The following is a 22,142-nucleotide window of genomic DNA, read 5'->3' on the forward strand; positions in this document are numbered from 1 at the left end:
CCTCCTCGGAGGGGGCGGGGCCCGGCCCTTTCGGCGCCGGAGCGCCCGTCAGTCCGACAGCCAGTCCTCCACCACTCGCGCCGTCGTACCGGCGTGGTCCTCCATCATGGTGAAGTGGTGCCCCGGCACATCGCGCACGGTGTGGGGCAGCTCCCAGTACGACCGCCAGTCCCCGTCGCGGGTCCAGTCGAAGAACTGCTCCTCGGCCCGGACCAGCAGGGTCGGCGTCTTGACCTCGCGGGGCTCCCACTGGCCGAACAGCCGGAAGTACGCGCCCATGGCCAGCAGCCGGGCGTCGTCCACCGGCACATGGCCCGTGCTCCGCTCGTCGATCCCGGCCCGCAGGCCGGGCTGGAGGGCCATGGCCGCCTCCCGGTCGTGCGAGTAGATGTCGAGCAGCACCACCGCGTCCGGGAAGACCCCGGTGCTCTCCAGCCGCGCGGCCACCTCATGGGCGAGCAGCCCGCCCGAGGAGTGGCCCAGCAGCACGAACGGCTCCCCTTCGGTCTGCCGCAGCACCGCCTCGGCCTGCGCCTCGATCACCGCCTCCGGGTTCGCCGGAAGCCGCTCCCCTGCGACGAAGCCGGGGTTGCCCAGCGCCCAGACGTCCCGGTGGCCGCGGAATCCGGCGGCGAACCGCGCGTACTGGTGCGGGCCTCCGATCGACAGGATCGAGGGGAAGCACACCAGCGCGGGCCCCGTCTCCCCGCGGGACAGCCGCACCAGCGTGGGCGCCTTGTCCAGTTCGGCGGCGCTCGCGAACGAGGGCCGGAACCGCGAGACGTCCATCAGCAGCCGGGTGAACTCCCCCTGCCGACCGAGTTCCTCGGCCTCCCGCATCATCGCGCCGAACACGGCCGACGGCTCCGCGCCCGCCGCCTCGGCCTGCGAGGCGTCCGACACCGCACCGCCCTCGGCGGCCACCGAACCGGCCAGCCCGGCGAGCAGTTGCCGGGCGACCAGCTCGGGCGTCGGCTGGTCGAAGAGCAGCGTCGGGGGCAGCCGCAGCCCGGTCGCGGCATTGAGCCGGTTGCGCAGCTCGACGGAGGTCAGGGAGTCGAAGCCCAGCTCCAGGAAGCCACGCGTGGCGCCCACGGCCTCCGGGTCCTCGAAGCCGAGGACCACGGCGGCGTGGGTGCGGACCAGATCCAGCAGGGTCTTCTCCCGCTCCGCCTCGTCCAGCCCGGCCAGTCGACGCGCCAGCGAAGGCCCGCCCGCGTCGGCCGCCGCGGCGGCGGCCGTGCGCCGCCGGGGCGTCGCCCGGACCAGGCCGCGGAACACCGCGGGCAGCGCGCCCTCGGCGGCCTGCTCCCGCAGCGGCGCGGTGTCCAGATGGAGCGGTACGAGCACCGCCTCACCGTCGACCGCGCACGCCGCGTCGAACAGCTCCAGACCGTCCCGCGAGGACAGCGGCGCCATCCCGGAGCGCGCCATGCGCCGCACGTCCGCGTCCGACATGGTGCCGGTCATCGCGCTGCGCTGCTCCCACATGCCCCACGCCAGCGAGAGGGCGGGCAGTCCGGCGGAGCGGCGTCGCGCGGCGAGGGCGTCCAGGAAGACGTTGGCCGCGGCGTAGTTGGCCTGACCCGGCGCGCCGAAGGTGCCCGCCACGGACGAGAACAGCACGAACGCCCTGAGATCGAGATCCCGGGTCAGCTCGTCGAGGTTCCGGGCGGCGTCCACCTTCGGCCGGAAGACCGTGTCGATCCGGTCCGGGGTGAGCGCGGGCAGCGGCCCGTCGTCCAGCACACCCGCCGTGTGCACCACGGCGGTGAGCGGATGCGCCGGGTCCACCTCGGCCAGCATCGCCGACAGCGCCTCGCGGTCGGCCACGTCGCAGGCCGCGACGGTCACCGCCACGCCCTGCGCGGTCAGTTCGGCGATCAGCTCCGGCATTCCCTCGGCGCTGTGCCCCCGGCGGCTGCCCAGCAGCAGATGCCGCACCCCGTGCCCGGCCACCAGATGACGGGCGAGCTGCCCGCCGAGGGCGCCGGTGGCTCCGGTGATGAGCACCGTGCCGTCCGGGTCGAACCCGGGCAGCCCCTCCGGCGCCGGATCGGTGGCGACGACCTTGGCCAGCCGGGGCGCGTACAGGCCGCCCGCGCAGACGGCGAGCTGCGGCTCACCGCTCGCGACGGCCGCCGTGAGCGCCGTGGTCCCCTCCTCGTCCAGGTCGAGAAGCAGGAACCGGTCCGGGTTCTCGGTCTGGGCGGTGCGGATCAGACCCCATACGGGCGCGTTCGCCAGGTCGGACACCTCGGAGGACGGGGACGTGGCGACCGCGCCGCGGGTGACGAACGCCAGCCGCGCCCCGGCGAAACCCTCCTCCGCGAGCCACGCCTGCGCGCTCTCCAGCGCGGCGTGGGCGGCCAGCCGTGCGCCCTCGGCCACCTCACCGGAGGTGGTGGTGTGCGGGAGGAGCACGACGTCCGGCCGTTGCCCGCCGGAGGCCACCACGGCCGCCAGCTCGGTCAGATCGGGGAACACCTCGCACTCGGCACCGGTGGACTCCAGCGCGGCGACGAGCCCCAGGGTGTCCGTACCGTCCGCGGCGGCCGCGTCGACCAGGGCCCAGCGGATGGCCTCGGGGGCCGCCGAGGGCGCGGGCACCGCGGTCCAGTCCAGCCGGAACAGCGAGTCGTGGTAGGTCACCTGGGCCGCGCGCAGCTGCTCCGGAGCGATGGTCCGCAAGCTCAGGGAGTCCACCGACGCGACCGCGCCGCCGTTCTCGTCCGCGACGGCCAGGGCCACCGCGTCCGGCCCGGCCGGTGCGATCCGTACACGCAGCGCCGTGGCACCCGACGTGTGGAGGGTGACACCGCTCCAGGAGAACGGCAGCCGGATCCCGTCGGCGTCGGCGCCCACGAAGTCGCCGAGCGCGACGCCGTGCAGCGCGGAGTCCAGCAGGGCCGGGTGCAGCCCGAACAGCGCGGCCTCGGTCTGCTGCCGCTGCTCCAGACGGAGTTCGGCGAAGACCTCGTCACCGCGTCGCCAGGCGGCCGTCAGCCCCTGGAACGCCGGACCGTAGCCGATACCGGCGGCGGCGAACCGCTCGTAGAGGTCGTCCACCTCGATGGCGGCCGCCTCGGCGGGCGGCCATTCGGCCAGGCCCTCGGCGGTGTCGGCCGCCGCACCGGACGCGAGGACGCCGCTGGCGTTACGGCTCCAGGACTGGTCCGAGCCGTCGCCCCGGTCCGCGTCCGGCTCCGGGCGGGAGTAGACCTCCAGGGTGCGGCGTCCGTCCGCGTCGGGCACGCCGACCGTCAGCCGCAGCTGGACCCCGCCCCGCTCGGGCAGGACAAGCGGCGCCTCCAGGGTCAGCTCCTCCAGCAGTTCACAGCCCACCTGGTCGCCCGCCCGGATGGCCAGTTCGACGAAGGCCGTCCCCGGCAGCAGCGCGGTACCGGCCACGGCGTGGTCGGCGAGCCAGGGGTGGGTGTGGAGGGAGAGCCGCCCGGCGAGCAGGAAGCCGTCGGAGTCCGGCAGTTCGACGGCCGCGCCCAGCAGCGGGTGATCGGCGGCGCCCAGACCGGCGGAGGCGACATCGCCCACCGAGGCCGGGACCTCGATCCAGTAGCGCTCGTGCTGGAAGGCGTACGTGGGCAGCTCGACGCGCTCCGCGCCCGTGCCCGCGTAGTACGCCTCCCAGTCCAGCGCCATACCCCGGGTGTGCAGGGCGGCCACGGCGGCCGTCAGGCTCTCGGCCTCGGGACGGCCACCCCGCAGCGCGGCCACGAACGCGGCATCGGCATCCGTGACGCACTCCTGGGCCATGGCGGTGAGCACACCGTCCGGGCCCAGCTCCACGTACGTCGTGACGCCCTGGGCTTCGAGCGCGCGCGCACCGTCGAGGAAGCGCACGGCCTCCCGGACGTGGCGCACCCAGAACTCGGCCGTGACGATCTCCTCACCGGCGACACCGCCGGAGAGGTTGGAGACCACCGGGATCTTCGGGGCCTGGTACGTCAGGCTCTCCGCGACCTCACGGAACGGCTGCAGCATCGGCTCCATCAGCGGCGAGTGGAACGCGTGGCTGACGGTGAGCCGCTTGGTCTTGCGGCCCTGCGCCTCGAAGGTCGCCGCGATCTCCAGAGCCGCGTCCTCCACACCGGCGACGACCACCGAGGCGGGACCGTTCACCGCGGCGATCGAAACGCCCTCGGTGAGCAGCGGCAGCACCTCGTCCTCCGACGCCTGGACGGCGATCATCGCGCCATCCGCCGGAAGCTCCTGCATGAGCCGACCACGGGCGGCTACGAGGGTGCACGCGTCCGCGAGCGAGAACACACCCGCGACATGCGCGGCGGCGATCTCACCGATGGAGTGGCCGGAGACCACGTCCGGCTTCACGCCCCACGAGGCGACGAGGCGGAACAGCGCCACCTCGATGGCGAACAGCGCGGGCTGAGTGAAGCCGGTCTGGTCCAGCTGCTCGGCATCGTCCCCGAACAGCACGGTCTTCAGAGGCCGTTCGAGGTGCTGGTCCAGCTCATCGCAGACGGCGTCCAGCGCCTCCGCGAACACCGGGTACGCCGCATACAGCTCACGCCCCATACCCAGGCGCTGGCTGCCCTGACCGGTGAAGAGAACCGCCACCTTCCCGCGGGTCTCCGCCCCCTGCACCACTCCGGCAGCGGACTCGCCCGCAGCGAGCGCTGCCAGCCGGTCCAGGAAGGTCGTGCGGTCATCGGCGATGACGGCCGCCCGGTGCTCCAGCACCGTGCGGGAAGTCGCCAGCGAGTAACCGACGGACACCGGGTCCAGATCGGGGCGCCCGGCCACATGGCTGTGGAGCCGGGCCGCATTGGCCCGCAGAGCGTCCTCGCTCTTACCGGACACCACCCAGGGCACCAGCGGAAGCGCCCGGGGCTCCCTCGCCGCCGCGTTGTCCCTCTGTCGCGGCTCCGGGGCCTGCTCGATGATGGTGTGCGCGTTGGTACCGCTGATGCCGAACGACGACACGGCGGCGCGACGCGGGCGGCCGGTGTCCGGCCACTCCAACTGCTCGGTGAGCAGCGACACCGCACCCGCCGACCAGTCCACATGGGTGGACGGCTCGTCCACGTGCAGGGTCTTCGGCAGGACACCATGCTCGATGGCCTTGACCATCTTGATGAGCCCGGCGACACCGGCCGCGGCCTGGGTGTGCCCGAAGTTGGACTTCACCGAACCCAGCCACAGCGGCGCGTCCTCGGCACGCTCCTGGCCATAGGTGGCCAGCAGCGCCTGCGCCTCGATCGGGTCACCCAGCGTGGTGCCCGTACCGTGCGCCTCGACCATGTCGATCTCGGCGGCGGACAGCCGCGCGTTGGCCAGCGCCTGCCGGATCACCCGCTGCTGCGACGGACCGTTCGGCGCCGTCAGACCATTCGAGGCACCATCCTGGTTGATCGCGCTGCCGCGCACGACGGCGAGCACCGGGTGACCGTTCTTACGGGCGTCCGACAGCCGCTCCACGAGCAGCATGCCCACGCCCTCGCCCCAGGCCGTGCCATCGGCAGCATCGGCGAACGGCTTGCAGCGACCATCGGTCGCCAGGCCACGCTGCTTGCTGAAGGCCACGAACGTACCCGGGGTCGCCATCACGGTCACACCGCCCGCGAGGGCGAGCGAGCATTCGCCGTTGCGCAGCGCCTGCACCGCCATGTGCAGCGTCACCAGCGACGACGAACACGCCGTATCGACCGTGACCGCCGGGCCCTCAAGACCGAAGGTGTACGACACCCGGCCCGAAGCCACGCTGCCCGAACTCGCGGTGCTGATGTAGCCCTCAAGACCATCGGGCGCGCGGTAGAGGAGCGTGCCGTAGTCGTTGTACATCACGCCCGTGTAGACGCCAGTCTGGCTGCCACGCAGCGCTGCCGGGTCGATACCCGCCCGCTCGAACGCCTCCCACGACGTCTCCAGCAGCAACCGCTGCTGCGGGTCCATCGCCAGGGCCTCGCGCGGCGAGATCCCGAAGAAGACCGGGTCGAAGTGGTGGGCGTCATGCAGGAAGCCACCGTTACGGGCGTAGCTGGTGCCCCGCTGGTCCGGATCGTCGTCATAGAGCGACTCGATGTCCCAGCCACGGTCCGTGGGCATGTCGGTGATGGCGTCCGTGCCATCGACCACCAGCTTCCACAGCTCCTCGGGTGACGTCACCCCGCCGGGGAAACGGCAGCTCATCGCGACGATGGCGATGGGGTCGTCGTCGCGTGCGACCGCGGTGACGGTGGGTACCGCCGCGTCGGCCTGACTCCCCTGGGCCTCGGCCCGCAGATAGGTGGCGAGCGCGACCGGGTTCGGGTAGTCGAAGATCAACGTTGCCGGGAGCCGGACGCCGCTGACCGAGGTCAGACGGTTGCGCAGCTCGACAGCCGTGAGCGAGTCGAAGCCGACCTCACTGAACGCGCGCTGCGGATCCACCGCGTCGGGCCCGGCGAAGCCGAGTACGGCCGCCACCTGCGTACGCACCACGCCGAGCACGATCGCCTCGGCCTCCGCCTCGGACGTCCCGGCCAGTTGCTGCGCCAGCGCGCCGGACTGCGCGGCCGCGGCGGCCTGCGCGGCCCGCCGGGGCGGGACACGCACCAGACCGCGGAAGAGCGGCGGCAGCATCCCGACACTCGCCTGCGCGCGAAGGGCGGCCAGGTCGAGCGGCATCGGCACCAGCAGCGCCTCGTCAACGCCATCCGCCAGGTCGAACAGCTCCAGGCCCTGTCCGGCGGTGAGAGCGACGACGCCACCACGCCGCAGGCGGGCGAGCTCCGCCTCGTCCAGCTCCCCTGTCATGGCGCTGGCCTCGGCCCACAGGCCCCAGGCAAGGGAGGTGGCGGGCAGGCCCTGGGCACGGCGGTGCTGGGCCAGGGCGTCCAGGAACGAGTTGGCCGCCGCGTAGTTGCCCTGCCCCGCACCGCCGAAGACACCCGCGGCCGACGAGAACAGCACAAACGCCGACAGGTCCAGATCCGCGGTCAGCTCATGCAGGTTCCACGCCGCGTCCACCTTCGGACGCAGCACACCGGCCATGCGCTCCGGGGTCAGCGCCCCGATCACACCGTCGTCCAGCACACCCGCCGTGTGCATCACGGCCGTCAGCGGATGCTCGGCGGAGATGGAGCCGATGACGCGGGCCAGAGCGTCCCGGTCGGCCACGTCGCACGCGACCCACTGCGCCTCGGCGCCCAACTCGCCCAGCTCGGCCGTCAGTTCAGCGGCACCCGGAGCCCGGTCACCGCGGCGGCTGACCAGCAGCAGTCGACGTACACCCCGCTCGGTCACCAAATGGCGCGCGAAGAGGTTGCCCAGCATGCCACCGGCACCAGTGATCAGCACTGTGCCATCCGCACCGAAGGCAGGGATCTCCTGATCGGCGGCGGGGGCGGTGGCGCGGACCAGACGCGGAGCCTTGACCGCGCCCTGGCGTACGGCGAGTTCCTGCTCGCCCGATTCGAGGGCGGCGGGGAGGGCGGTGAGCGAGTCCGGGTGGCCGTCGAGGTCCACCAGGCCGACGCGACCGGGGTTCTCCGACTGCGCGGAGCGGATCAGGCCGGTCACGGTCGTCTGGGCCAGGCTGGTCGCCGGGTCGTCGATGGCGGTGGCCACCGCACCCTCGGTGAGGATAACCAGGCGCGAGTCCGCGAAGCGGTCCTCGGCCAGCCACGTCTGCAGCAGGTTAAGCGCGTGGTCGGCGATCTCGTGCGCCATGGCGACCGGCGAGGAGTCCTCCCCCGAGGCCGCCCGCGCGGACACCACCACCTGGTCCGGGGCCGTGCTGCCGGACCCGATCGCCTCGGCCAGCGCGGCCAGGTCCGGGTACGTCACGGCCTCGGCCCCGAGGCCGGGGACGTCCGGGCCCACGACCGCGACGCGCCCGTCGAAGGGCTTCCCCGGGGCGACCGGGACCGGAATCCACTCCACCCGGAACAGGGCGTCCGCCGCGTCGCCACCGACGCCGTCCCCGCCCAGCTGCTCCGGCGACACGGTGCGCAGCGCGAGCCGCTCCACCGACGCCACCGGGGCACCGGTCACATCAGCGAGCTGGAAGGTCACCGTGTCGTTCCCGGCCGACGACAGCCGCACCCGCAGGCTGTCCGCGCCCACCGAATGGACCTGGACACCCGTCCAGGAGAAGGGCAGTGCGCCCTCCCCCAGGTTCTCGGTCAGGCCACCCAGGGCGATGGCGTGCAACACGGAGTCCAGCAGCGCGGGATGCAACCCGAACAGGTCCGCGCCGGGCTCGACGCCCTCGGGCAGCGCGACCTCGGCATAGATCTCGCCGTCGCCCCGCCAGGCGGCCCGCAGCCCCTGGAAGGCCGGGCCGTAGCCGAAGCCCGCCTCGGCCAGGCCCTCGTACAGGCCATCGATCTCGATGCGCTCGGTACCGGCGGGCGGCCAGGCGCTCAGCTCGAACGCCGGAACCGACAGCGGCGCGCTCTCCACGAGCACACCCACGGCATGCCGCACCCACGGCACCTCGTCGCCGACCCCATCGGGACGCGAATGCAAGGCAAGGGCGCGACGACCGGAGTCGTCCTCGGCAGCCACGGCGATCTGCAGCTGAACCCCGCCCCGCTCGGGCAGGATCAGCGGCGCCTCAAGGGTCAGCTCCTCCACCAGGTCACAGCCGACCTGCTCACCGGCCCGCACCGCCAGCTCCACGAACGCGGTACCGGGCAGCAGCACCGAACCCATCACCGCGTGATCGGCCAGCCAGGGATGCGTCTCCAGCGAAAGCCGTCCCGTGAACAGGAAGCCCTCGAAGTCCGGCAGCTCGACGGCCGCACCCAGCAGCGGGTGATCGGCGGCGCCCAGACCGGCGGAGGCGACATCGCCCACCGAGGCCGGGACCTCGATCCAGTAGCGCTCGTGCTGGAAGGCGTACGTGGGCAGCTCGACGCGGGCCGCGCCCGTGCCGTCGAACACCGCGTCCCAGTCGACCTGAACGCCCCGCGTCCACGCCTCGCCCAGCGATGCCCAGAAGCGCTCCAGGCCACCCGCGTCGCGGCGCAGCGAACCGATAGCGGCCGCGTCCAGACCGGCGTCCTCGGCCGTCTCTTGCACCGCCATCGCCAGCACGGGATGGGCGCTGGACTCGATGAACGCCCCGAAGCCCTCGTCCAGCAGCCGCCGGACGGCGCCTTCGAGTTCGACGGTGCGGCGGAGGTTGGTGAACCAGTACTCGGCGTCCAGCTCGGAGCCGTCGACCCACTCCCCTGTCACGGTCGACAGGAAGGGGGTGTGGGCGGTCTGCGGCTGTACAGGGGCGAGCAGCGTGAGCAGTTCGTCGCGCAGCAGCTCCACCTGCGCGGAGTGCGAGGCGTAGTCCACCGGCACCCGGCGCGCCCGGACCTCGTCTGTCTCACACGAAGCCAGCAGCTCATCCAGCGCGGTCGGCTCACCGGAGACCACCACGGCGGAGGGGCCGTTCACGGCCGCCACCGAAATGCGCTCCTCGCCCCAGGCGGCAATCCGCTCCCGTACGTCCGACACGGGCAGGGCTACGGACACCATGCCGCCCTGGCCTGCCAGCACCCGACCAATCGCCTGGCTGCGCAAGGCCACCACACGCGCCGCATCCTGCAGCGACAAAATCCCCGCCACACACGCGGCCGCGATCTCACCCTGCGAGTGACCCACCACTGCCGACGGCTTGACGCCGAAGGAACGCCACAGCTCCGCCAGGGACACCATCACCGAGAACAGCACCGGCTGAACCACATCGACACGGTCCAGCGACGGCGCACCCTCGGCGCCCCGCAGCACCTCCACCAACGACCAGTCGGTGAACTCCGCGAGCGCGTCGGCACACTCCTCGATACGCGCCGCGAACACCGGCGAGGCATCCATCAGCCCCACCGCCATGCCCACCCACTGCGAACCCTGCCCCGGGAACACGAACGCCGTCTTGGCGGAGGTCCCGATGCCCTGGACCGGAGCCTCACCCTGGGCCAGCGCCGTCAGGGCGCGGACGAAGTCGTCACGGTCGGTGCCCACCAGGACCGCGCGCTGCTCGAAGGCGGCGCGGGTGGTGGCCAAGGAGTAGCCGATGTCGGCCGGACGCAGACCCGGGTCGGCGTCGAGGTGGGCCAGCAGCTTGGCGGCCTGCGCGCGCACGCCCGCCTCGCTCCTGGCGGACAGCGGCCACGGCAGCACACCGGGCGCTTCGAGGGAGGGTTCGGCCGACTCGGCCTTCGTCTCCCGCAGCTCCGGGGCCTGCTCGATGATGGTGTGCGCGTTGGTGCCGCTGATGCCGAACGACGACACCGCGCCACGGCGCGGGCGACCGGTGTCCGGCCACGTCTGCCGCTCGGTGAGCAGCGACACCGCACCCGCCGACCAGTCCACATGCGCCGACGGCTCGTCGACGTGCAACGTCGCGGGCAGGACGCCGTGCTCGATGGCCTTGACCATCTTGATGATTCCGGCGACACCGGCCGCAGCCTGGGTGTGGCCGAAGTTCGACTTCACCGAGCCCAGCCACAGCGGCGCGTCCTCGGCACGCTCCTGGCCATAGGTGGCCAGCAGCGCCTGCGCCTCGATCGGGTCACCCAGCGTGGTGCCCGTGCCGTGCGCCTCGACGGCATCCACCTCGGCGGCGGACAGCCGCGCGTTGGCCAGCGCCTGCCGGATCACCCGCTGCTGCGACGGACCGTTCGGCGCCGTCAGACCATTCGAGGCACCATCCTGGTTGATCGCGGAACCCCGCACGACGGCGAGCACCGGGTGGCCATTCTTCCGGGCGTCCGACAGCCGCTCCACCAGCAGCATGCCCACGCCCTCACCCCAGGCCGTGCCATCGGCGGCATCGGCGAACGGCTTGCAGCGACCATCGGTCGCCAGGCCACGCTGCTTGCTGAAGGCCACGAAGGTGCCGGGGGTCGCCATCACGGTCACACCGCCCGCGAGCGCGAGCGAGCATTCACCATTGCGCAGCGCCTGCACCGCCATGTGCAGGGTGACCAGGGAGGATGAGCACGCCGTGTCGACGGTGACGGCCGGGCCCTCAAGGCCGAAGGTGTACGACACCCGGCCCGAGGCGACACTGCCGGAGCTGGCAGTGCTGATGTAACCCTCAAGACCATCGGGCGCACGGTGCAGCAGCGTGCCGTAGTCGTTGTACATCACGCCCGTGTAGACACCGGTCCGGCTGCCGCGCACGGTCGCCGGGTCGATACCCGCCCGCTCGAACGCCTCCCACGACGTCTCCAGCAGCAGCCGCTGCTGCGGGTCCATGGCGAGCGCTTCGCGCGGCGAGATCCCGAAGAAGACCGGGTCGAAGTGATGGGCGTCATGCAGGAAGCCACCGTTGCGGGCATAGCTGGTGCCCCGCTGGTCCGGATCGTCGTCGAACAGCGCCTCGATGTCCCAACCACGGTCGGTGGGCATGTCGGTGATGGCGTCCGTACCCTCGCTGACCAGCTTCCACAGGTCGTCGGGCGAGGCCACCCCGCCGGGGAAACGGCAGCTCATCGCCACAATGGCGATCGGGTCGTCATTGCCCGCCATGACAGCCGCGACCGGTCCGGCCACATCGTCCTGGCTGCCCTGGGCCTCGGCCCGCAGATACGCGGCGAGGGTGATCGGGTTCGGGTAGTCGAAGATCAACGTCGCCGGGAGCCGGACGCCGCTGACCGAGGTCAGACGGTTACGCAGCTCGACGGCCGTGAGCGAATCGAAGCCGATCTCACTGAACGCACGCTGCGGATCCACCGCGTCGGGCCCGGCAAAGCCGAGCACCGCCGCCACCTGCGCACGGACCACGCCCAGCACGATCGCCTCGGCCTCGGTCACGGAGGCCCCGGCCAACTGCCGCGCCAACGCACCGGACCGCGCCGCCGCGGCGGCCTGGGCTGCCCGCCGGGGCGGAACACGCACCAGACCACGGAAGAGCGGCGGCAGCATCCCCGCACCGGCCTGCTCGCGCAAAGCCGCCATATCGAGCGGCATCGGCACCAGCAGCGCCTGGTCAGCGGCATCCGCCAGGTCGAAAAGCTCCAGACCCTGATCGGCGGTGATGGCGGCGATGCCGCCGCGCTGGAGGCGGGCGAGTTCCGCCTCGTCCAGGTCTCCGGCCATGCCGCCGGACTCGGCCCACAGCCCCCAGGCGAGGGAGGTGGCGGGCAGGCCCTGAGCACGACGGTGCTGGGCCAGGGCGTCGAGGAAGGCGTTCGCCGCCGCGTAGTTGCCCTGTCCGGCGCCGCCGAAGACACCGGCGGCCGACGAGAACAGCACAAACGCGGCCAGGTCCAGATCCGCGGTCAGCTCATGCAGGTTCCACGCCGCGTCCACCTTCGGGCGGAGCACGGTGTTCAGCCGCTCGGGGGTGAGGGACGCGATCACGCCGTCGTCCAGCACACCCGCCGTGTGCATCACGGCCGTCAACGGATGTTCGGTGGGAACGGATGCGATGACGCTGGCCAGCGCGTCCCGGTCGGCCACGTCGCACGCGACCCACTGCGCCTCGGCGCCCAACTCGGCCAGCTCGGCCGTCAGTTCAGCGGCACCCGGAGCCTGGTCGCCACGGCGGCTGACCAGGAGGAGGTGGCGCGCACCCCGCTCGGTCACCAGATGGCGCGCGAACAGGCCACCGAGCGTGCCACCGGCACCGGTGATCAGTACCGTGCCCTCCGCGTCGAAGACCGAGGTCTCCCGGTCGGTGGCCGGAACGGTGGTGGTCCGGGCCAGCCGCGGAGTCATGACCGCGCCCTGACGGACGGCAAGTTCCTGCTCGCCCGATTCGAGGGCGGCGGGAAGAGCGGGGAGCGAGTCCGGGTGGCCGTCGAGGTCCACCAGGATGATCCGGCCGATGTTCTCCGACTGCGCGGAGCGGATCAGGCCGGTCACGGTGGCCTGCGCGGGCCCGGTCACCGGGTCATCGGTGCCCGTGGACACCGCGCCCTCGGTGAGGACGACCAGGCGCGAGTCCGCGAACCGGTCCTCGGCCAGCCACAGCTGCAGCAGGTCGAGGACGCGAACGGCGTTCTGATGCGCCACGGCGGCAGGCGAGGAGTCCTCCCCCGAGGCCGCCCGCGCGGACACCACCACGTGGTCCGGGGCCGTGGCGCCGGACCCGATCGCCTCGGCCAGCGCGGCCAGGTCCGGGTACGTCACGGCCTCGGCCCCGAGGCCGGGGACGTCCGGGCCCACGACCGCAACACGCCGCTCGGCGGGCTTCCCGAAGAGGGCCGGGACCGGAAGCCAGTCCACCTGGAACAGCGCGTCCGCCGCGCCACCACCGGTCTGACCGGCACCCAGCTGCTCCGGGGACACCGCACGAAGTGCGAGCCGCTCCACCGACGCCACCGGAGCACCGGTCGCATCGGCCAGCTGCAGCGCCACCGTGTCGTTCCCGGCCGACGACAGCCGAACCCGCACGCTGTCCGCACCGACCGAATGGACCCGGACACCCGTCCAGGAGAACGGCAGTCCGGCCCCGTCCAGGTTCTCGGTCAGGCCACCCAGCGCGACGGCGTGCAGAACGGAGTCCAGCAGCGCGGGATGCAACCCGAACAGATCCGCGCCGGGCGCGACATCCTCAGGCAGCGCGACCTCGGCAAACACCTCGCCGTCGCCCCGCCAGGCGGCCCGCAGCCCCTGGAAGACCGGGCCGTAGCCGAAGCCCGCCTCGGCCAGCCCCTCATACAGGCCATCGGTCCCGATGGGCTCGGCACCCGCAGGCGGCCAGGCGCTCAGCTCGAACGTCGGAACCGACAGCGGCGCGCTCTCCACGAGCACACCCGTGGCATGCCGGATCCACGGCACCTCGTCATCGCCCGCATCGGGACGCGAGTGGAGCTCAAGGGTGCGGCGGCCGGTGTCATCCTCGGCGCCCACGGCGATCTGCAGCTGAACCCCGCCCCGCTCGGGCAGGATCAGCGGCGCCTCAAGGGTCAGCTCCTCCACCAGATCGCATCCGGCCTGCTCACCGGCGCGTACGGCCAGCTCCACGAACGCGGTACCGGGCAGCAGGACCGCGCCCATGACGGCGTGATCGGCCAGCCACGGATGGGTCTCCAGCGAAAGCCGCCCGGTGAACAGGAAGCCCTCCGCAGCGGCCAGCGGCACGGCCGTGCCGAGCAGCGGATGATCGGCGGAGCCCAGACCGGCGAAGGCCACATCGCCCACCGAGGCCGGAACCTCGATCCAGTAACGCTCGTGCTGGAAGGCGTACGTGGGCAACTCGACGCGCTCCGCGCCCGTGCCCGCGTAGTACGCCTCCCAGTCCACGGCCGCGCCCCGGGTGTGCAGGGCGGCCACGGCGGCCGTCAGGCTCTCGGCCTCGGGACGGCCACCCCGCAGCGCGGCCACGAAGGCGGCGTCCTCGCCGGTCACACACTCCTGCGCCATGGCGGTGAGCACACCGTCCGGGCCCAGCTCCACGTACGTCGTGACACCCTGCGCTTCGAGGACGCGGACACCGTCGAGGAAGCGGACCGCCTCGCGGACATGGCGCACCCAGAAGTCGGGGCTGGTGATCTCCTCGGCGGAGACGACGTCCCCGGTCAGGTTGGACACGATCGGGATGCGCGGAGCCTCGTACGAAAGCCCCTGCGCCACCTCGCGGAACGCCTCCAGCATCCCGTCCATGCGCGGAGAGTGGAACGCGTGGCTGACCGTGAGCCGCTTGGTCTTACGGCCCTGCGCCTCGAAACCAGCGGCGATCTCCCGAGCGGCGTCCTCGTCGCCCGCGATGACGACCGACGTCGGGCCGTTGAGGGCGGCGATGCTGACGCGCTCGGTGAGCAGCGGCAGTACCTCGTCCTCCGATGCCTGGACGGCGATCATCGCGCCACCGGCCGGGAGTTCCTGCATCAGACGCCCACGCGCGGCCACCAATCGGCAGGCATCCGCGAGCGACAGCACGCCCGCCACGTGGGCGGCGGCCAGCTCACCGATCGAGTGGCCGGACAGGAAGTCCGGCTTCACGCCCCAGGTTTCGAGCAGCCGGAACAGCGCCACCTCGATGGCGAACAGCGCGGGCTGGGTGTACCCCGTCTGGTCCAGCTGCTCGGTGTCATCCCCGAACAGCACGGTCTTCAGCGGTCGGTCGAGGTGCCGGTCCAGCGCGTCGCAGACGGCGTCCAGCGCCTCCGCGAACACCGGGTAGGCGTCGTACAACTCACGACCCATACCCAGGCGCTGGCTGCCCTGGCCGGTGAAGAGAACCGCGAGCTTCCCCCTGGTCTCCGCACCCTGCACCACTCCCGTCGAGGGCTCGCCAGCGGCCAGCGCGGCAAGTCGCTCCAGGAAGGTCGTGCGGTCATCGGCGATGACGGCTGCCCGGTGCTCCAGCAGCGCGCGAGTGGTGGCCAGCGAGTGGCCGACGGACACCGGGTCCAGATCGGGGCGCTCGGCCACATGGCCCTGGAGCCGGGCCGCATTGGCCCGCAGAGCGTGCTCGTCCTTACCGGACACCACCCAGGGCAGCACCGGAAGGACACGGGGTTCTGCCGCCGACTCGGCATCGGAGACGGCCGGGGCCTGCTCGATGATGGTGTGCGCGTTGGTGCCGCTGATGCCGAACGACGACACGGCGGCGCGGCGCGGGCGGCCGGTGTCCGGCCACGTCTGCTGTTCGGTGAGCAGCGATACCGCGCCCGCGGCCCAGTCCACGTGTGCGGACGGCTCGTCCACGTGCAACGTCCTGGGCAGAACGCCGTGCTCGATGGCCTTGACCATCTTGATGATTCCGGCGACACCGGCCGCGGCCTGGGTGTGGCCGAAGTTGGACTTCACCGAGCCCAGCCACAGCGGCGCGTCCTCGGTGTGCTCCTGGCCGTAGGTGGCGAGCAGTGCCTGCGCCTCGATCGGGTCGCCCAGCGTCGTACCGGTGCCATGCGCCTCGACGATGTCGATCTCGGCGGCGGACAGCTGGGCCCCGGCCAGGGCCTGGCGGATGACGCGCTGCTGGGACGGGCCGTTGGGGGCGGTGAGGCCGTTGGACGCACCGTCCTGGTTGATCGCGCTGCCGCGCACGACGGCGAGCACCGGGTGGCCGTTCTTACGGGCGTCCGACAGCCGCTCCACCAGCAGCATGCCCACGCCCTCACCCCAGGCCGTGCCATCGGCAGCATCGGCGAACGGCTTGCACCGGCCGTCGGTCGCCAGGCCGCGCTGCTTGCTGAAGGCCACGAAGGTGCCGGGGGTCGCCATCACGGTCACACCGCCCGCGAGGGCGAGCGAGCATTCGCCGTTGCGCAGCGCCTGCACCGCCATGTGCAGGGTGACCAGGGAGGATGAGCACGCCGTGTCGACGGTGACGGCCGGGCCCTCAAGGCCGAAGGTGTACGACACCCGGCCGGAGGCGACACTGCCGGAGCTGGCCGTGCCCATAAAGCCTTCGAGGCCGTCGGGCGCGCGGTGCAGCAGCGTGCCGTAGTCGTTGTACATCACGCCCGTGTAGACGCCGGTCCGGCTGCCGCGCACGGTCGCCGGGTCGATACCCGCCCGCTCGAACGCCTCCCAGGTGGTCTCCAGCAGCAGCCGCTGCTGCGGGTCCATGGCGAGGGCTTCGCGCGGCGAGATCCCGAAGAAGACCGGGTCGAAGTGGTGGGCGTCGTGGAGGAAGCCGCCGTTGCGGGCGTAGCTGGTGCCCTGCTGGTCGGGGTCGTCGTTGTAGAGCGACTCGATGTCCCAACCGCGGTCGGTGGGCATGTCGGTGATGGCGTCCGTGCCGTCGGTGACCAGCTTCCACAGGTCGTCGGGCGAGGCCACCCCGCCGGGGAAACGGCAGCTCATCGCGACGATGGCGATGGGGTCGTCGTCGTGTGCGATCGCGGTGGCGGTGGGAACCGCCACGTCGGCCTGGCTGCCCTGGGCCTCGTCCCGCAGGTACGTGGCGAGGGCGGCGGGGGTCGGGTAGTCGAAGATCAGCGTGGCCGGGAGCCGGACGCCGGTGACGGCGGTGAGGCGGTTGCGCAGCTCGACGGCGGTGAGCGAGTCGAAGCCGACCTCGCTGAACGCGCGCTGCGGTTCGACCTCTTCGGGCCCGGCGTAGCCGAGCACGGCCGCCACCTGGGTACGTACCAGGGTGAGGACGATCGCCTCGGCCTCGGCGGCGGGCGCTCCGGCGAGCTGCTGCGCGAGGGCGCCGGACTGCGCGGCCGCGGCGGCCTGCGCGGCGCGGCGCGGCGGGACGCGGACCAGGCCGCGGAAGAGGGGCGGCAGCATGCCGACGCTTGCCTGCGTGCGCAGTGCCGCCATGTCGAGGGGCATGGGGACCATCAGCGGCTCGCTGGTGGTGTTCGTCGCGGCGTCGAAGAGTTCGCGGCCCTCGTCGGCCGTGATCGCGGCTACGCCGCCGCGCTGGAGGCGGGCGAGTTCCGCCTCGTCCAGGTCTCCGGCCATGCCGCCGGGCTCGGCCCACAGGCCCCAGGCGAGGGAGGTGGCGGGCAGGCCGTGCGCATGGCGGTGCTGGGCCAGGGCGTCCAGGAAGGCGTTGGCTGCTGCGTAGTTGCCTTGGCCTGCGCCGCCGAAGACTCCGGCGGCGGAGGAGAAGACGATGAACGCCGCCAGGTTTTGGTCCTGGGTGAGTTCGTGGAGGTTCCACGCCGCGTCTGCCTTCGGGCGCAGTGTCTTGGCGAGGCGGTCCGGGGTGAGGGACGCGATGACGCCGTCGTCCAGCACGCCTGCCGTGTGCACCACGGCCGTGAGCGGGTTGGTGGTGGGGATGGTGGCCAGGGTTTCGGCCAGGGCGGTGCGGTCTGCCACGTCGCAGGCCGACCAGCTTACGGTGGCGCCCAGGTCGGTGAGCTCGGTGGTCAGGTCCTGAGCGTTGGGCGCCGCGTCGCCGCGGCGGCTCACCAGGAGGAGGTTTCGTACGCCACGCTCCGCCACCAAGTGGCGGGCGAACAGGGCACCCAGGGTGCCGGAAGCGCCCGTGAGCAGGACCGTGCCGTCCGGGTCCCACTCGGTGGCTTCGTCCTGCGTCGGTGTGGTGGCGCGGGCCAGGCGGGGGGCCTTGACCTCGCCGTTGCGGATGGCCACCTGGGGTTCGCCGGTGGCCAGGACTGCGGCCACGGCGTCATGCAGCTCGCCTTGGCCGTCGGTGTCGACCAGGACGATGCGGTCCGGGTTCTCCGACTGGGCGGAGCGGATCAGGCCGCGGGCGGCGGCGTGGGCCAGGTCTGTGGCGGAGGTGAGGACGACGAGGCGGGAGTCCGCGAAGCGGTCGTCGGCCAGCCACGTTTGGAGGAGGGTGAGGGCTTGGGTGGTGGCGTCGTGTGCGGCTTGAGCGGGGCTTTCCCCTACCCCGCCCCTTCCCGAAACTTGGGGCTCCGCCCCAAGACCCCGGTCCTCAAACGCCGGACGGGCTTGGTTTGCCAGGGACACCACTACGTGGTCCGGCAGCGGCGTGCCGGAATCGACGGCCTGACCCAAGGCCTCCAGGTCCGGGTAGACCGTGTCGGGGCCCACGGTCACCCAGGTGTCCTTGGAGAGCGGCTCGGACACCGCCGCCACCGGGGTCCAGTCGACGCGGAACAGGGCGTCCGACGCGGCGCCCTGGCCGCTCGGGGCCAGTTGGTCCGGGGAGACCGTGCGGAGGGCCAGGCGGTCCACCGAGGCCACCGGGGCGCCCGTGACGTCTGCCAGCGCCAGCGACACCGTGCCGTTTCCGGCCGACGTCAGGCGGACCCGTACCGTGTCCGCGCCCACGGAGTGGACTCGGACGCCGGTCCAGGAGAAGGGGAGGCCGCCCTGGCCCGGGGTTTCGGTCAGGTCGCTGAGGCCGATGGTGTGCAGCACGGCGTCCAGCAGCGCCGGGTGGAGGCCGAAGAGGGCGGCGCCCGGTTCGGTGCCCTCGGGGAGCGCGACCTCGGCGTAGACCTCGCCGTCGCCGCGCCAGGCGGCCCGCAGGCCCTGGAAGGCCGGGCCGTAGGCGAAGCCCGCCTCGGCCAGGCCCTCGTACAGGCCGTCGACGGCGATCTGCTCGGCGCCCGTGGGCGGCCAGGTGGTCAGGTCGAACGGCGCCGTCGGGGGGCTCTGCGCGAGGACGCCCGTGGCGTGGCGTACCCACGGCTCGTCGTCGGTGGCCGCGTCGGGGCGGGAGTGGAGCTCAAGGGTGCGGCGGCCGGTGTCGTCCTCGGCGCCCACGGCTATCTGGAGCCGGACCCCGCCCTGTTCGGGCAGGATCAGCGGGGCCTCAAGGGTCAGCTCCTCGACCAAGTCGCATCCGGCCTGCTCACCCGCGCGTACGGCTAGCTCCACGAACGCGGTGCCGGGCAGCAGGACCGCGCCCATCACGGTGTGGTCGGCCAGCCACGGGTGGGTGTCCAGGGCGAGCCGCCCGGTGAACAGGAAGCCCTCGGCGGCGGCCAGCGATACGGCCGCGCCGAGCAGCGGGTGGTCGGCGGTGCCGAGGCCGACGGAGGAGACGTCGCCGTAGGCGGTGCCCGCGTCCAGCCAGTAGTGCTCGCGCTGGAAGGCGTACGTGGGCAGTTCGACGCGCTCCGCGCCCGTGCCCGCGTAGTACGCCTCCCAGTCGGGGGCGGTGCCCCGGGTGTGCAGGGTGGCCAGGGCGGTGGTCAGCGTCTCGGCCTCGGGGCGGCCGGAGCGCAGCACGGGGACGAACGCCATCTGCTCCGAGTCGCCCGCCAGGCAGTCCTGGCCGAGCGCGGACAGCACGCCGTCCGGGCCGAGTTCGAGGTAGGTGGTGACGCCCTGGGCTTCGAGGGTGCGGACACCGTCGAGGAAGCGGACGGCCTCGCGGACGTGGCGCACCCAGAAGTCGGCGGTGGCGATCTCCGACGCGGGGGCGATGCCGCCGGTCAGGTGGGAGACGACCGGGATCTTGGGGGTGTCGTACGTCAGGCTCTCGGCGACCTTGCGGAACGCCTCCAGCATCGGGTCCATCAGCGGCGAGTGGAAGGCGTGGCTGACCGTGAGCCGCTTGGTCTTGCGGCCCTGGGCCTCGAAACCAGCGGCGATCTCCAGAGCCGCATCCTCGTCACCCGCGATGACCACGGAGGTCGGGCCGTTGAGGGCGGCGATGCTCACGCGGTCGGTGAGCAGCGGCGCCACCTCGTCCTCCGACGCCTGCACCGCGACCATCGCGCCCCCGGCCGGAAGCCGCTGCATCAGACGACCACGCGCCGCCACCAGCAATGAGGCGTCCGCGAGCGACAGCACGCCCGCTACGTGCGCGGCGGCGATCTCGCCGATGGAGTGGCCGGAGACGAAGTCCGGCTTCAGGCCCCACGATTCGACCAGGCGGAACAGGGCCACCTCGATGGCGAACAGCGCGGGCTGGGTGAAGCCGGTGCGGTCCAGGGCCGCGGCGTCGTCCCCGAAGAGGACGTCCTTCAGCGGCCGTTCGAGGCGCGGGTCGAGCGCGGCGCATACGGCGTCGAACGCCTCGGCGAAGGCCGGGTACGTCTCGTACAGCTCACGGCCCATACCGAGCCGCTGGCTGCCCTGGCCGGTGAAGAGGAACGCCAGCTTGCCCCGGGTTTCGGCGCCCTCGACCAGCCCGGCGGCGGGCTCGCCCGCGGCGAGGGAGGCGAGCCGGTCGAGGAACGTCTCGCGGTCCCCGGCGATGACGGCCGCACGGTCCTGGAGGGCGGCGCGGGTGGTGGCGAGGGCGTAACCGGTGGACAGCGGGTCCAGGTCGGGGCGTTCGGTGACGTACGCGTGCAGCCGGGCGGCCTGGGCGCGCAGCGCGTCCTCGCCCTTGCCGGAGAGCAGCCACGGGAGGAGGGGGAGGTCGCGCGGCGAGGCGACGGCCACCGGCTCGGTGTCCTCGTCGGTGGCTTCGTCGGTGGCTTCGTCCGGCGCCGGGGGCTGCTCGATGATCAGGTGGGCGTTGGTGCCGCTGATGCCGAACGAGGACACGGCGGCGCGGCGCGGGCGGCCGGTCTCCGGCCACGGGCGGCCCTCGGTGAGCAGCGAGACGGATCCGGCCGTCCAGTCGATGTGCGGCGACGGCTCGTCCACGTGCAGGGACTTGGGCACGTAGCCGTGCTCGATGGCCTTGACCATCTTGATGATCCCGGCGACACCGGCGGCGGCCTGGGTGTGGCCGACGTTGGACTTGATGGAGCCGAGCAGGAGCGGCCGTTCGGCGGGCTTCTCCTTGCCGTAGGTGGCGAGCAGGGCCTGCGCCTCGATCGGGTCGCCCAGCTTCGTACCGGTGCCGTGCGCCTCGACGACGTCGATCTGGTCGGCCGTCAGCCGGGCGCTGGCCAGCGCCTGGCGGATGACGCGCTGCTGGGACGGGCCGTTGGGGGCCGTGAGGCCGTTGCTCGCGCCGTCCTGGTTGGTGGCCGAGCCACGGACGACGGCCAGCACCCGGTGGCCATTCTTGCGCGCGTCCGACAGCCGCTCCACGAGCAGCATGCCCGCGCCCTCGGACCAGCCGGTGCCGTCGGCGGCCGCCGCGAACGACTTGCAGCGGCCGTCGAAGGACAGCCCGCGCTGGCGGCTGAACTCGGTGAAGGTGCCGGGCGTCGACATCACGGTGACGCCACCGGCCAGGGCGAGTGAGCATTCGCCATTGCGCAGCGCCTGCATGGCCAGGTGCAGGGTGACCAGCGACGACGAGCACGCCGTGTCGACGGTGAGGGCCGGGCCCTCCAGGCCGAAGGTGTACGCGACGCGTCCGGAGGCGATGCTGCTGGAGCCGCCGGTGCCGAGGTAGCCCTCGACGCCGGGCGGTACGGAGCGCAGCCGCGAGGCGTAGTCGTGGTACATGACGCCCGCGAACACGCCCGTACGGCTGCCGCGTACGGAGGTGGCGTCGATGCCCGCGCGCTCGAACGCCTCCCAGGTGGTCTCCAGCAGCAGCCGCTGCTGCGGGTCCATCGCGAGGGCCTCGCGCGGGCTGATGCCGAAGAACGCCGGGTCGAAGTAGTTGGCGTCGTGGAGGAAACCGCCCTCCCGGACATAGCTCGTGCCCGCGCCGTCCGGGTCGTCGTCGAAGAGCCGCCCCATGTCCCAGCCGCGGTCCGTGGGGAACTCGGAAATGCCGTCCCCGCCCTCGGACACCATCCGCCACAGATCCTCGGGCGACTCGACGCCGCCCGGGTAGCGGCAGCTCATGCCGACGATCGCGATGGGCTCCTGGTCCTCCGACTCCACCTCCTGGAGGCGTCGCCGGGTCTCGTGCAGGTCGGCGGTGACCCGCTTGAGAAAGTAGCGGAGCTTTTCCTCGTTCATGCGTG

The 22,142-nt window shown here is 72.6% G+C and carries 1 protein-coding gene; it reads right to left on the bottom strand.

Features of this window, described 5'->3' with window-relative positions; genetic code table 11:
- Window positions 1-48: 48 nt before the first annotated feature.
- A complete protein-coding gene (locus ACZ59A_RS05465) occupies window positions 49-22,137 on the bottom strand; it encodes an SDR family NAD(P)-dependent oxidoreductase (protein ID WP_470953800.1) in 22,089 nt (7,362 codons plus the stop codon).
- Between the last annotated feature and the right edge of the window lie 5 nt (window positions 22,138-22,142).

This window comes from Streptomyces sp. NPDC040405, assembly GCF_055595765.1.

Bases quoted from the DNA above. Each gene is read 5' to 3' on its own strand.
- ACZ59A_RS05465 (WP_470953800.1), bottom strand. From the start codon at position 22,137: ATGAACGAGGAAAAGCTCCGCTACTTTCTCAAGCGGGTCACCGCCGAC.